Annotated in this window: 13 protein-coding genes and 2 tRNA genes; 4 read left to right on the top strand and 11 right to left on the bottom strand. The window is 41.3% G+C overall.

Translation table 11 applies throughout. The features are described from left to right. Positions 1–21 precede the first annotated feature (21 nt). The 4 genes from yycI to yycF form a co-directional block, all read right to left on the bottom strand. On the bottom strand, positions 22–828 hold the full coding sequence (yycI, locus tag WS08_RS00360) for a two-component system regulatory protein YycI (protein WP_009495693.1): 807 nt from the start codon (positions 826–828) through the stop codon (positions 22–24). A gap of 28 nt (positions 829–856) precedes the next feature. Beyond that, positions 857–2,173, bottom strand: coding sequence for a two-component system activity regulator YycH (gene yycH / locus WS08_RS00355; RefSeq protein WP_009495694.1), 1,317 nt, complete (start codon positions 2,171–2,173; stop codon positions 857–859). Next, positions 2,166–4,025, bottom strand: a complete 1,860-nt coding sequence (walK, locus tag WS08_RS00350) for a cell wall metabolism sensor histidine kinase WalK (RefSeq protein ID WP_009495695.1) — start codon at positions 4,023–4,025, stop codon at positions 2,166–2,168. The genes yycH and walK overlap by 8 nt, the downstream gene beginning before the upstream one ends. A gap of 68 nt (positions 4,026–4,093) precedes the next feature. Further along, positions 4,094–4,798 carry a response regulator YycF gene (yycF, locus tag WS08_RS00345; RefSeq protein WP_009495696.1) on the bottom strand — a complete coding sequence of 235 codons (705 nt, stop codon included), beginning with the start codon at positions 4,796–4,798 and terminating at the stop codon, positions 4,094–4,096. Between the two features lie 161 nt (positions 4,799–4,959). Between yycF and WS08_RS00340 the strand changes: the two genes are divergently transcribed. Together WS08_RS00340 and WS08_RS00335 are read left to right on the top strand one after the other, a co-directional pair. Continuing rightward, a tRNA-Lys gene (locus WS08_RS00340) sits at positions 4,960–5,032 on the top strand. Between the two features lie 117 nt (positions 5,033–5,149). After that, positions 5,150–5,222, top strand: a tRNA-Lys gene (locus WS08_RS00335). A gap of 303 nt (positions 5,223–5,525) precedes the next feature. On the opposite strand, the gene rpsR is transcribed toward WS08_RS00335, so the two are convergent. The 7 genes from rpsR to purR form a co-directional block, all read right to left on the bottom strand. Next, a complete protein-coding gene (gene rpsR, locus WS08_RS00330; RefSeq protein ID WP_009495697.1) occupies positions 5,526–5,771 on the bottom strand; it encodes a 30S ribosomal protein S18 in 246 nt (81 codons plus the stop codon). A 47-nt stretch (positions 5,772–5,818) separates the two neighbouring features. Further along, positions 5,819–6,355 (bottom strand): single-stranded DNA-binding protein, encoded by a 537-nt coding sequence (ssb, locus tag WS08_RS00325; RefSeq protein ID WP_009495698.1) that lies wholly within the window; start codon positions 6,353–6,355, stop codon positions 5,819–5,821. A gap of 51 nt (positions 6,356–6,406) precedes the next feature. Beyond that, a complete protein-coding gene (rpsF, locus tag WS08_RS00320) occupies positions 6,407–6,703 on the bottom strand; it encodes a 30S ribosomal protein S6 (RefSeq protein WP_009495699.1) in 297 nt (98 codons plus the stop codon). Between the two features lie 146 nt (positions 6,704–6,849). Then, positions 6,850–7,443 carry a DUF1054 family protein gene (locus WS08_RS00315; protein WP_009495700.1) on the bottom strand — a complete coding sequence of 198 codons (594 nt, stop codon included), beginning with the start codon at positions 7,441–7,443 and terminating at the stop codon, positions 6,850–6,852. A gap of 80 nt (positions 7,444–7,523) precedes the next feature. Beyond that, positions 7,524–8,531: a ribose-phosphate diphosphokinase gene (locus WS08_RS00310; RefSeq protein ID WP_009495701.1), complete on the bottom strand. Its 1,008-nt coding sequence runs from the start codon at positions 8,529–8,531 to the stop codon at positions 7,524–7,526. Between the two features lie 140 nt (positions 8,532–8,671). Further along, a complete protein-coding gene (glmU, locus tag WS08_RS00305) occupies positions 8,672–10,063 on the bottom strand; it encodes a bifunctional UDP-N-acetylglucosamine diphosphorylase/glucosamine-1-phosphate N-acetyltransferase GlmU (protein WP_009495702.1) in 1,392 nt (463 codons plus the stop codon). Positions 10,064–10,103: 40 nt separating this feature from the next. Continuing rightward, complete coding sequence (gene purR / locus WS08_RS00300; RefSeq protein ID WP_009495703.1) at positions 10,104–10,955, bottom strand: pur operon repressor; 852 nt, start codon at positions 10,953–10,955, stop codon at positions 10,104–10,106. Positions 10,956–11,196: 241 nt separating this feature from the next. On the opposite strand from purR, the gene glpK reads away from it, so the two are divergent. Then, positions 11,197–12,702: a glycerol kinase GlpK gene (glpK, locus tag WS08_RS00295; protein ID WP_009495704.1), complete on the top strand. Its 1,506-nt coding sequence runs from the start codon at positions 11,197–11,199 to the stop codon at positions 12,700–12,702. 220 nt (positions 12,703–12,922) lie between these two features. Then, positions 12,923–14,389 carry a glucose-6-phosphate dehydrogenase gene (zwf, locus tag WS08_RS00290; protein ID WP_009495705.1) on the top strand — a complete coding sequence of 489 codons (1,467 nt, stop codon included), beginning with the start codon at positions 12,923–12,925 and terminating at the stop codon, positions 14,387–14,389. The last annotated feature ends 51 nt before the right edge of the window (positions 14,390–14,440 follow it).

Raw genomic sequence — 14,440 nt, 5'->3', positions numbered from 1 at the left:
TTCAACCTCTTCTCTATACTGCTAATTCTTTATCAACGAACCATTTAACGCATTAATGCGAACCATCGTTTTCTCACCTGCCGCATTTGTTAATGAAAACGTCCAAACAGGAATATAAATTGTTTCACCACGGACATCCATCAAAGTTGCATATCCCGGCTTTCGCCAATCCAATGTCGAGTTATTTGGAATTTCATTAAATTGATACGCATTAAAAAAGGCACTACGTTCCGACAAAATTGCGGGCACTTCACTCAAAAGCTGAATTCCCGTCACATATGTCTGTGTATAACTTTTTAGATTGAAATATTCATCAAAACTGAACTGAATTTGTCCACGGGATGATACAAAAGTTTCTTGTCCTATTTTCTGAGAAAAAACGATCACACGCAAACCATCTTGATTATCATTACTACTTAATTCAGGATCATACACATAATCTTCACCGGAAATGACATTCCGTTCATCCGACACTAATTTCTCCAAGGTTTCTTTCGCACTATTCATGCTGTCACCTAAGTCAACAGGCTCTTTAGGCGTCGCACGTAACTTCTCACCAGATACATTCACTCGCCAATCATCTGAAATTTGATTTTTTTGTTTATTCAAATACGAACCACCATCTTCACCTGAGTAATAGGCTCCTGATGGTACATGTGCATCTAGCGAATCAAATGAAATACCATCCATACGGATTTCTTGTTGAATATTTTTCGCAGATGCTGGGTCCACTACCGTGTCATTGACGCTGACCCATTGATACAACAAAATGCCATCCACAATTAGAAACAAATATAGAAAGGTCCACAACATTTTTCTGATATTCATTTGCTTTCCTCCCCACTTATTCCATATATTAAACAGCTCCTGTATAGAATGTCACAGGTAGCCACTCATCCTTCATTTGTACAAACCAAGCTGGCTGCAATGTGATATAACCTTCTTCGTCGTTTTCAAGCCAACTATAACCCATCGTTAACCCTTGAACTTTTTTCGTATCAACACCAGCATCAGTTAACTTCTCCATCACCGTTTCAGTATTATCTAACGTAATCGTCTTTTCATTTTTATCAGGTAACGGCACCTGAATACCATAAACAGAATAATCTACAGTTTGACGATTGGATTCATACGTAACCGAAATTGTTCCAAAATCAAAATTCTCTGACATAAACATCGGCAACCCTTCAACGTAGAGACGATATGACAATTTCATTCCGTCCTCTAACTCTTCAAAGTAATACATGTTTTCCGGAACTTGTTTCAACGCAACCAACGTGTCATATGCATGAGTCATATTACTACTCATCGCACGTGGCATTGTCTTACTATCGTATTCCGTCATTTCAACATTTCCAGACTGTTTATTCAACACCAAACGTCGCGTATCACCATCAGTATATTCAACCTTATCATCCGGCGTATCTACCAAATACGGTGTAACACGCGCGGATTTAAAGGCAGTAGCCACAACATCAGCTCGTTTAGATTCATCTAACAAATAACTCTTTGTCTTCAATTTCGTTTCAGATAAATAGTTCATACGCAAACGATTTTGGCGCCATTCAAAATTGACATCTGTCATATTTTTAGGCCATTTAATGTCGTCCAACGACGTTCCAGGCGTCATGATAGAAGCCGTGTAAACATCACGTGTTCGGTCGTTAAAGAAACGAACTTGTCCCTTACCACTCAGTGGCAATTGCACACGGTCAACACGATCATCATCTGTCAATCCAATCCCCAAGTTTAATCGTGATTCGACTAAACTACCTACAACTTGGTCAGGATATCCCAATAAGACAGTATTTTTTTCGTTCATCAATTTTAGATATTGCTTTTCATCTAACTTTTCCGCAGTAACCGTATTAATCTGCCAGTCACCCATTACCGCTAAAACTTCACGCGTAATACTACGCGAGTTCATCACGAGTTGTTGTTTACCCTTTTGATTAACCACAACATTATCAAAGTCATAGACGGACACGATGTCTTTTTCCGACACCAATCGCTTATCTGAATCCGCTGATTCACTAGGCGCAATGTATAATGGTCGGTCCCCTAGAGAACTCCAGATACCAAATGACAACATCAAACTCACGGCCACTAAAATCATCAGTACCACAATCAACAAATATTGTTTTAATAAAGCACGCCATTTACGCCTATTCATCCCAGTCATCCTCGCCTAAATCGTACGCTTCATACGGCAATGAAATATAGAATGTTGACCCACGTCCTTCAACAGATTCCACCCAGATGCGACCACCAAAACGTTCGATAATTTCCTTTGAAATAGCCAACCCTAATCCACTTCCTCCTTGGGCACGAGAACGTGCTTTATCAACACGGAAGAATCGGTCAAAGACATGCTTCAAATCTGCTGCTGGAATTCCCAATCCTTGGTCATTCACACTCAGCACAACACGATTACCATGATCCACCATCTCAACGCTAATAACCCCACCATCAGGAGAATACTTAATCGCATTATTCATCACATTATCAACCACTTGTGTAAATTTCGAAGGATCAAGTTCTACCCAAATAGGTACAGATGAAATGTCACGCGAAATGGTATAACGTTTTTCTGGTTGTTCATCATTCGCGATGATCATATCAAATCGGTCTAAAATATAATTAAATAATTCACCAATATTGACATATTCTGAATCCAACTTTAGCGTTGAGGAATCCATACGAGACAATTCCAACAAGTCATTAATCATTCGGATCATACGTGACGTTTCGTCTTCAACAACACTCAAGAAGTTGCGAGATAACTCTTCGTCTTCTATGGCACCTTCTTGCAAAGCATCAACATATGATTTCACGGACGTTAGCGGGGTACGCAATTCATGCGACACATTCGAAACGAATTGACGTCGTTCTGTTTCAATCTTGTATTGCTCAGTAACGTCATGCAGCACGATTACTAACCCAGATATAAATCCAGATGAACGTTGAATCAAGCTAAAGTACGCTTTTAGATACAAAGTCGTTGACGCATCACTCAAATCTAGCATCAATTCTTGTTGCTCACCTAGTAAATCACGCAAAGTGTATTCGTCTTCAATCCCCAACAATGACAGGATAGACTTACCAATTGCATCATTCCCGTCTTCGACTCCCAGCATACGAACCGCCATAGAATTAATCATATTGATATTTCCACGTCGATCAGTAGCTAAGACACCATCTGTCATGTATTCCAAAACGGAGTCTAATCGACGGCGTTCAAAATCAATAGAGTTAGTGGTTTCTTCAATACGAGATGCCAAAGTATTAACATTTTGTGCTAATTGACCAATTTCGTCATTCGTACGAACTTCAATAGTTCCTGAATAGTCACCACGCGCAATACGAACGGTTCGATCATTAATTTCTGTAATTGGACGCGCCAAACTGCGTGAAATAATAATCGCCATAACAAATCCCAATACAATCGCCAAAATAGACGCCGAAAGGAAAATCATCGAAATATTATTCAAGTTATCGTAAACACTTTTTAGATTAGCACGAACAACAACCACACCAACCGTTCGATTCTGCCCATTAGATGCATGAATTAACGGACGGATTGTCAATTGGTAACGTTCATCGCCTCGTAATTCAATCGGCGTGCGATTGTAATCACTCCCTGCCAAAGCTGCTTTAACATCTGTATGTGTTGTTTTCTTACCAATACGATCTTGGCTATTAACATTATTAGTCGCACGAATAATACCACTTGAGTCAATAACCAAAATTTCAGTAATAGCCGGATTATTAATAGACGTCAACATTCGTTGCATCGCCTCGTCATTATTCTCCGACAAATCTTCAGTCAACGAATCGGTTACATATGGTTTTAACGCAATCTGCGTACGCAGTTGTTCTAAATTTTGATTTTCTAATTGCTTAACAAAAAACGTACCGATAACTTCTAACGTCACCAATAGCGTCAATGTGAATACTACTGCGATTTTGACATAGATTGACGAAAAAATCCGATGCCAATTCCAACCTTTCCATTTCCGTTTCATAACTAACCCCTATATCTAAAAACGAGCGCTTGCTAAATGCAAAGCGCTCGTTATCAACTTCGCACGCCTTAAGCGTCTTCAGCCACCTTGAGGTAGTATCCGACACCACGTCGCGTCATCAAAATTTGTGGATGACTTGGTGCTTCTTCAATCTTTTCACGAATTCGACGTACGGTAACGTCTACTGTACGGACATCTCCAAAGTAATCAAATCCCCAAACCGTTTGTAGCAAATCATCACGGGTCATCACTTGACCAATGTGCTTTGCCAAATGGTGCAACAATTCAAACTCACGGTGAGTCAATTCAATGTCTTCACCATCTTTAGCAACCATATATGCATCTGGATGAATAATCAATGAACCAATCTTGATATCTCCAGCTTCTACTTCATCTACTGCAACTGCCATTGGAGCCTGTCGACGTAAGTTCGCTTTTACACGGGCCAACAATTCACGATTTGAGAATGGCTTGGTGACATAATCATCTGCCCCCATCTCTAATCCTAGAACTTTGTCGATTTCAGAGTCCTTAGCCGTCACCATAATGATAGGAACTTGAGAAGTTGTTCGAATTTGACGCAATACTTCTGTTCCTTCTACTTCAGGTAACATTTGATCCAATAAAATTAAGTCAGGTGATTCCACTTCGAATACTTCCAAAGCTTCTTTACCATCCATTGCTACAACAACGTCATAGCCTTCTTTACTCAAGTTAAATTTAATAATGTCCGAGATTGGCTTCTCGTCATCAACTACTAAAATTTTTGTCATATTTAAGTCCTCCCAGACGGTCGGTGTGTTTGTTCATATTATATCATCATGGGCCAATATGAGCCAATTTAAGAAATTTTGAATTTTTTTCAAAAAAAGGGTTGTCAACACGCTCAAAAAATTGTATATTATTATCTGTTGTTAAAACAACAAAACGTTTTGGACAAGTAGCTCAGCTGGTAGAGCAACGGACTCTTAATCCGTGGGTCCTGGGTTCGAGCCCCAGCTTGTCCATTCAAAAATAACCGAGATTACTTCAAAAATTATTTTTGTAAAAACCTTTAAAAAAAGCTTGCCATCAAGCTTAAAAGGTGATATATTAATATCTGTTGTTAAAACAACAAACGTTTTGGACAAGTAGCTCAGCTGGTAGAGCAACGGACTCTTAATCCGTGGGTCCTGGGTTCGAGCCCCAGCTTGTCCATCCTTTAAACCATCAACTTCGGTTGGTGGTTTTTTTGTGCTTTCAAAACATTTACCTCTTCTCTTCTCTTCTCTTCTCTTCTCTTCTCTTCTCTTCTCTTCTCTTCTCTTCTCTTCTCTTCTCTTCTCTTCTCTTCTCTTCTCTTCTCTCACTAATGATACAAAACCCTCTCACAGCGTCTACTACGCCGTTTCACGACATCTAACAAGAGACTCGCGATACACTTGCAATACTTCAACATCACCTATCTATTAAATCCAACAAAAAAACACCAAGTCCGAAGACTTGGTGTTTTAATTTATGTTAGTTTTCTGCAACGAAAGGCAAAAGACCCATAATACGTGCGCGCTTAACAGCAGCAGTCACCTTACGTTGGTTCTTAGCTGATGTACCAGTTACACGGCGTGGCAAGATCTTACCATTGTCAGAAATGAAACGTTCCAACAATTCAGTGTTCTTGTAATCCACGTATTCGATGTGGTTGGCTGCAATAAAGTCAACCTTACGGCGACGACGAGGTCCACCGCTACGACGTTGTTGTTGTGCCATGATTGATTCCTCCTATATATAGACTGTTGTCGTTAGACAAGTTTCGCTTAGAACGGTAGATCATCATCAGAGATATCAATCTCTTGACCACCACCGAAAGGATCATTTGATGAACTAGACGCGTTAAACACATTTCCGCCGTTTGATGCAGGTGCACCAAATGGGTTTTGTTGTGCATTGGCGTTTTGTTGACCACCAAAGTTATTGTTTTGATTACCAGCAGGCGCTGTGTTTCCAGTAGAAGCACGACGTTGCTCGCTTTCAGCACGACTTTCCAACAATGAGAAGTTATCAACAACAACTTCAGTCACATAGACACGTTGTCCTTGTTGATTCTCGTAATTACGTGTTTGTAGTCGTCCTTCAACAGCGACCTGAGATCCCTTTGAAGTAAAGTTAGCAAAATTCTCTGCTGACTTGCGCCAGATAACACAGTTAATAAAATCCGCTTCACGTTCACCGTTGGCATTCGTAAATTGACGGTTAACCGCCAATGAGAATGTACCAACCGCTGCACCTGAAGTTGTATAGCGTAATTCAACATCACGCGTCAAACGCCCTACTAATACAACACGATTAATCATCGGAAAGTTCCTTTCTAGATTTGTTCAAAAGCATTAATTGCTTAATTTAAATTAAGCTTCAGCAAGATCGCGCTTAACGATCATGTGACGCAAGATGTCTTCTGAGATCTTGGCCAAACGATCAAATTCGTTAAGTGCAGCTGAATCTTCAGCAGTGAAGTTGACGATGTGGTAAGTTCCCTCACGGTAACCATCAATTTCGTATGCAAAGCGACGTGATGACCAGTCCTTAGACTCAGCCACCGTTGCGCCGTTATCCGCCAAAATCTTGTCAAAACGCTCAACCAACGCCTTCTTAGCGTCTGCGTCCATGTCAGGGCGAATGATGTACGTTAATTCGTATGCCATTATATAATCCTCCTTTTGGTCTATGGCTGACTCTCATGAGCCAGCAAGGAGCACAGTGACAATTCACCGATACTCACAGAAGATAAGTTTACACATTTTTACAAGAATTAGCAAGCGTGTTTTTTGTAAAAACACAAAGTACACGCTTACTTTAACCCTTCATAAATAGGCAACAACGCTTGTAGCGCAGACAGAAGGTCTTCTTGCAATTTTTCAGTCCCAAAACGGTCATCTCCACGATCAATACGCACTCCAACCAAGACCTCAGCAGACTTCACCTTTTCAAATCGTGCCAAAGTTGCCGCATACTCTTCTAATGGTACATTTGCATTAATCATGTGTTGTTGACTGATTGAAAACGCCGATGGTAATTCAGCAACCAACGGTGCGACAGCCTGTAACTTAGGTACAATTTCTGCCGTTTGCTTTGGTTTCATGTTTTCTTCAACGGCAATATATAGGTAGATATGATCTGCCCACATCCCCATTTCGAAATGAGGCATCATTTTATAACCACGCTTATTAGGTGCAAAAGCCACCCAAGTGTTATCAACCGGGTTCGTCTTACGCATAATGTGTTTTGCGACATGCGCATACCATTCTTGCCCGTCAGCTAACAGCATTGGCAATGCCGCTGCTGCGAATTCTTCAAACGTCGGGTCAATGATTGTACGAATTTTATCCATACGCCCGTCTAAGGTTGGGTCATCAAACACATTAAAATCAGTATCTTTAAACATCAGAAATTCCTCATTTCATTTATAAAAAATGGATACAAAAAAACCTGAAAATCAGTTGCCTAATTTCAGGTTTTCAAAGATTATTGCTTTCCTGTTGTAAATTCTGCGTTTTCATCATGGAAACGCGTCTTAAACAACGGTGAAACGGCACGATTTTCGTTGATACGCTTAATCGCTTCACCAATCAAACCAGCAGTACTTACTTGTACCAACTTACCGAAGTGGCGTTCTTCAGGCAAGAAGATTGAATCAGTTACGATAACCTTTTCAAACGCTGATTCTTCCAAAATCTTAGGTGCATTTCCAGAGAAAATAGCGTGTGTTGCAACAACATACACTTCTGACGCACCTTCATCAATAAGCTTTTGAGCACCTTGTGAAATAGTTCCACCAGTATCAATCATGTCATCAATCATGATGGCACGCTTGCCCTTAACATCACCAATGATGTTCATGATCTTAGCAACATTCGCCTTAGGACGACGCTTATCGATAATCGCAATCGGTTCTTCTGAACCGATCAATTCTGCTAATGCACGTGCACGTGTTACACCACCGTGGTCCGGTGACACAACAACTGTGTTGTTATTAGCAATTCCAGACGTCACCAAATATTCTGCCAACAATGGTGAGGCTAACATGTGATCAACTGGAATATCAAAGAATCCTTGAATTTGCGCTGCGTGCAAATCCAATGCAAGAACACGTGTTGCACCTGCCATTTGTAGCATGTTTGCAACTAACTTCGCCGTGATTGGTTCACGTGAACGTGCCTTACGATCTTGACGTGCATACCCGTAATAAGGCATAACAACGTTAATTGACTTTGCGCTTGCACGACGCAAAGCATCGATGGTAATCATCAACTCCATCAAATTGTCGTTAACAGGAGCTGATGTAGGTTGTACGATGTACACATTGTCCCCTCGTACAGATTCATCGATGTTAACTTGAATTTCATTATCGCTAAAACGCGCCAAGTTAATTTCAGATAACTCCACGCCAACTGATTCAGCAATCTTCTCAGCTAACGGCCGATTACTGCCTAATGAAAAAATTTTCAAATGAGCGTCGCCATAGGTCGCCATATCTGCCTCCATAAATTATGTGATTTATACGTTCTTTGTCACTTTTTATTTTAACCTCTTTCGCACATTTCTTCAATCTGATTTTAGTATGAGAATAATAAAAAAGTTCAAGTCAGCTATTCGACTTGAACTTTTTGTAATTATTGTTCAGATTGACCGAATTTTTCAAATAACGGTGTACGCTTCCAATAATCTTCTTTAGTTGTTTGACGCGTACGCGCAATCCCCATTGCATGAGATGGTACATCGTCAGTAATTGTTGACCCTGCAGCCGTAACCGCCTCGTCTCCAATCGTTACTGGTGCCACAATCTTTGTGTTAGAACCAATAAATACACGGTCCCCTACAGTAGCATGGGCCTTGTGTAGACCATCGTAGTTAACAAAAATTGTTCCGGCTCCGATATTTACGTCTTCACCGACGGTCGCATCCCCAAGATATGTCAAATGACCCATCTTAGAGTTAACACCTAATGTCGCATTCTTCACTTCTACGAAGTTTCCAACATGGGCTGACTCTTCAATTGTTGACTTAGGACGCAAGTGTGCGTAAGGTCCAATCGTTGCGTGAGACTTTACTACTGAAGACTCAATGTAAGATGAGTCAATACGAACCTCTGATTCAACAACAGAATCAACAATCTTTGTGCCCGCTGTTAAGACAACACGGCTACCAATCGTTGTATTTCCTTGCAACATAACATTTGGTTCAATGATTGTATCTTGTCCGATAACAACATCACCTTCAATGTAAGTCGTACTTGGGTCAGTCAATGTAACACCATTACGCATGTGCATCGTGTTGATACGATCACGCAAAACACGGTTTGCTTGCGCCAAGGCAACACGATCATTTACACCCATTGATTCATCAAAATCATCCATTTGGAAAGCACCAACCGTTTGGCCTTGCTTACGCAAAATTTCCAATGTATCTGGTAGGTAGTATTCACCTTGCGCATTGTCATTTGTCACTTCATGCAAACTTTCAAACAAAAGCTTATTATCAAACACATAAACCCCTGTGTTTACTTCATGAACTGCTTGTTCAGCCGCATTGGCATCTTTTTGTTCTACAATGCGCAAAACATTACCAGATTCGTCACGGATAATACGTCCGTATCCTGTTGGATTTGGTGCATCCGCTGTCAATACAGTCACCGCATTACCAGAAGCCGCATGACTTGCAAACAAAGCTTCAAATGTATCAATAGTAAACAAAGGCGCATCCCCAGACGCAATCAATGTCATCCCTTCTTTACCACCCAATTGTGGTTCTGCCATTAAAATGGCATGCCCTGTTCCTAATTGTTCTGCTTGTAGTGCAATGGCGCTACGGTCACCGATAACCGCTTCAACTTGTTCAGCGCCATGACCAACAACCGTTACAATTTCTGAAACACCGGCTTTTTGACTTGTTTCCAACACTAGTTCTACCATTGGCTTTCCACCTACTTGGTGCAAAACTTTTGGTAAGTCTGACTTCATACGAGTTCCCTTACCCGCAGCTAAAATAATGACATGACGTTCCATATTATTTTCTCCCCTTTTTTCTGTTTCCTAGTTGAGGTCACTACACGTTACGCAATCCAATTGGTTCATTACCAATGTAAATTTCAGTTGCATAATTCCCAGGCGCTACCGTCACACCACCATTTTCTTGGTTTGCATCGACACGGACCAATGATGTGTACTTATCAATCACACGACTCTCAGCGTAACCTTCTGCGACAACAGCTGTCCCGACAACTTGTCCTTCAAATTCCTTAACCAAAGAAGCCATTCCACGAATAGTTCCTCCAGCCTTCATAAAGTCATCCACAATCAAAACACGTGATCCCATTGGCAATGAGCGACGTGATAGTTCCAACTTTTCTAGTCGCTGTGATTGTCCAGTTACATAATTAACTGACATGGTAGGTCCTTCCGTCACTTTCGTGTCGTCACGAACAATAACAAATGGCACATTCAATTCATTAGCAACAGCTTGTGCAACCGGCACACCCTTTGTAGCAGCTGTCATAACTGCATCAATAGGTTCACGCAAATATTGCGTCGCAATCAAGCGACCGATATGATTCAACATGCGTGGATCACCTAACAAGTCTGACAAATAAACATATCCACCTGGCAAGACACGTGTGTCATCATCAATTGCATTGGTCATAGATGAAATAAATTCATCAGCTTCTTCACGCAACATATATGGTGTAAAACGAGCACCACCAGCGGCACCAGAGATTGTTTCCAACAATCCAATTCCACGTTCTTCAAACGTCTTTTTTAGAATTGTTAAATCTTCAGAAATGGATGACTTCGCACTGTCGTATCGATCAGAAAAGTATGATAGCGACACAAGTGTGCGAGGACGTTCCAATAAATAATATGTCATGTCGACTAAGCGACCACTGCGACTTGTTTTCATTTTGTTGCTCCTCGAACGTTCGGTTATTTTTATAATAAGTGGTCTAATTATAGCATATCCGTTCATTTAATCATCTGTTTTATAAGCAAAACACGAAAAATAGGCTGATAATTCGCACTTAATCACCTCTCAACCAGCCCCAACACCCCTGAATTTAAATTAGATTATGTGAAAACCCTTTCATTTGGTATACTGAGTTCTATAAATTAAAAAGTACATGTACTGGGATGGAGAAACAACCATGGCAATCGAACGCCCTGAACTCATTTTAACAATCGACCAAGGGACGACCGGAACACGCGCCGCCCTATTCAATCAAAACGCCCGACGCGTCGTAAACACATCAGTTTCTTTAACACCAATCGTGCCGAAGGCTGGTTGGCAAGAACAACGCCCCATGGACATCTGGGGATCAGTCCAAACCGCTATCGCTGATGCCTTGATTAATTCCGGTATCCGCGCAACGGAAATTAAAGCTATCGCTATCGCTAGCCAACGCGAAACCACAATGATTTGGAATCGCCAAACCGGCCAACCAATCTATAACGCAATTTCTTGGGCATCCGTACAAACCAAAGATATTGCTGAAGAATTAATTCAAAACGGTCATCATGATTTCATTCAAGAACGAACAGGGCTACCGGTTAGCCCTTACTTTTCAGCGACTAAAATTCGTTGGATTTTAGACCACGTACCTGGCGCACAAGCTGCGGCTGAAGCGGGAGAACTTGCATTTGGAACGGTCGACACTTGGCTAACCTGGCAACTAACTGGTGGAACCACTCACGTAACAGACACAACTAATGCATCCCGAACAATGTTAATGAATTTAGAAACATTGACGTGGGATGATGAATTATTAGAGCTATTCAATATTCCTCGCAGCCTGTTACCAGAAATCCGAACAAGTAGTGAAATCGTGGGTGAAACAAGCCCTGTTCAATTTTTCGGCACGAAAATCCCTATTGCTAGTTTGATTGGGGACCAAAACGCCTCACTTGTCGGTCAATTAGGGTTATCAGATGGTGATGTTAAAGCAACGTATGGTGCTGGTGCCTTTTTGATGATGAACACTGGTAATAAGTCTATTCATTCTAAGCACGGTTTGGTTTCTACCATCGCTTATCATGTTGGCGACCATCCTGTACATGCTTTAGAAGGATCAATCTTTTCTGCCGGAACAGCACTACAATGGTTAAATGATCAACTCGGTCTTATTGATACGCAAGTTGATGCGTGGCGCGCAGCCGAACGTTCAGAAAACCAAGATGAAGTGTATGTTGTACCAGCTTTTAATGGATTAGGTGCCCCTTACTGGGATCCACACGCTCAAGGCACAGCATTAGGTCTAACTTTAGGCACAACAAAAGATGATTTTGTTAAAGCAACACTACAATCTATCGCCTACAGTACTGCGGACATTTTAAAAACCATGACTTTGGATTCAGAAATTGAATTAAAATCATTATTAGCGGACGGTTCCGTCTCTCGAAATCCATATTTGATGCAATTCCAAGCAGACATTGCAGATATTCAAATCAATCGTGCCATGGATGAAGACGCAACTGCACTTGGCGCCGCCTTTTTAGCCGGTCGTACAATTGGTTTCTGGCACAACCTTGCCGATATGGAACAGTACCTAGAACAAGGACGCCAATTCGTGCCTAACATGACAACAGAAAAGCGTGATCGCTTACGTAAAGGATGGCATAAGGCTATCAACACGACGCGTGCTTTCCATGATTAAACACAGACATTTAAAAAGAGAACAACAGATGTTGTTCTCTTTTTTCTTTTATCCATCAAAATGTATCAAAATAACCCTATATCTATCAGTTTTATCGCTAATTTTAAGATAGCGTTTACATCAAAAAAAGTTTATAATAGACAATGTAAATGCCCAATTTAACATTGGACGATTTGGTTATGGGAATCATTATTTTTTTGTTAACAAAGGAGTCGTTATCGTGCCTGAAGAAATTACAACATTATTAACATTTTTCGGTGGAACTGGAGACCTTGCTAAGCGTAAGCTATACCCTTCAGTTTACAACCTATACAAGAAGGGCTTCCTTCAAGAACACTTCGCCGTAGTCGGTGCTGCGCGCCAAGACTTAACGACTGAAGAATTCCACCAAATGGTCCGCGAATCAATCGCTGATTTCGTAGAAGACGAAGCAAATGCTGAAGCATTCATTTCACATTTCTACTACGTACATCAAGATATTACAGACCCTGCGGCTTACAAGCCAATGCTTGACTTGAACAACGAATTGGATGCCAAGTACAACTTGAAGGGTAACCGTATCTTCTACATGTCTGTGGCACCTCGTTTCTTCGGTACAATTGCTAAGTACTTGAAGTCAGAAGGTTTGTTGACTGAAAACGGTGAATACAACCGTTTGATGATTGAAAAGCCATTCGGTGTATCATACGCGACAGCCGAAGAATTGCAAGCAGAATTGTCTGCTGCATTTGATGACGATCAAATCTTCCGTATCGACCACTACCTAGGTAAGGAAATGGTTCAAAACATTGCACCACTTCGTTTTGGAAACAACTTGATCGATGCTGCATGGAACAAGGATTACATCGACAACATCCAAGTTACTTTGTCAGAAGTACTTGGTGTTGAAGAACGTGCTGGTTACTACGATACATCTGGTGCTTTGCGCGACATGATCCAAAACCACACAATGCAAATCATTGGTTGGCTAGCCATGGAAAAGCCTGCATCATTTACTGATACAGATATCCGTGCTGCTAAGAACGCTGCCTTTAACGCATTGAAGATTTACTCAGCAGATGAAGTTGCTGAAAACTTCGTTCGTGGTCAATACGGTGAATCAGCCGATGGTAGCCAACGTCGTTACTTGGACGAACCTGACGTACCTGCTGAATCACAAAACAACACATTCGTTGCTGGTAAGCTACAATTCGATATGGATCGTTGGGAAGGTGTTCCTTTCTTCATCCGTTCAGGAAAGCGTCTAGCTGCTAAGCAAACACGTGTTGACGTTGTCTTCAAGAAGGATGCTAACATCTTCGGTATGGCCGGTGATGCTTTGGTAAACCCTGTTTTGTCAATTCTAATCGACCCAGTTGGTAAGGTTGAATTCACGATGAACGCTAAGAAGGTTGCTGAAGACTTCGCCCTACGTCCAGTTACATTGGAATGGCAAGTACCTGCAGAAGACAAGGCTATCACTCCTGAACCATACGAACGTATGATTCACGATGCGATGGACGGAAACGGTTCTAACTTCGCTGACTGGAACGGTGTTGCCGTTGCTTGGAAGTTCGTTGATGCCGTACAAGAAGCTTGGGACAATTCACACGCTGAATTCCCTAACTACGTTTCAGGTTCAATGGGACCTGCTGCGTCAGATGAATTTTTGGCCAAGGACAATGCTACTTGGGTATTTGAAGGTTAATTAACATCGCTTAATATGAAAAAAGCCGTAGTTACTTAAGTAACTACGGCT

The sequence above is a fragment of the Weissella tructae genome (genome assembly GCF_000732905.1).
Classification (GTDB): Bacteria; Bacillota; Bacilli; order Lactobacillales; family Lactobacillaceae; genus Weissella; species Weissella tructae.
This window is presented reverse-complemented; position numbering and strand designations above follow the sequence as displayed.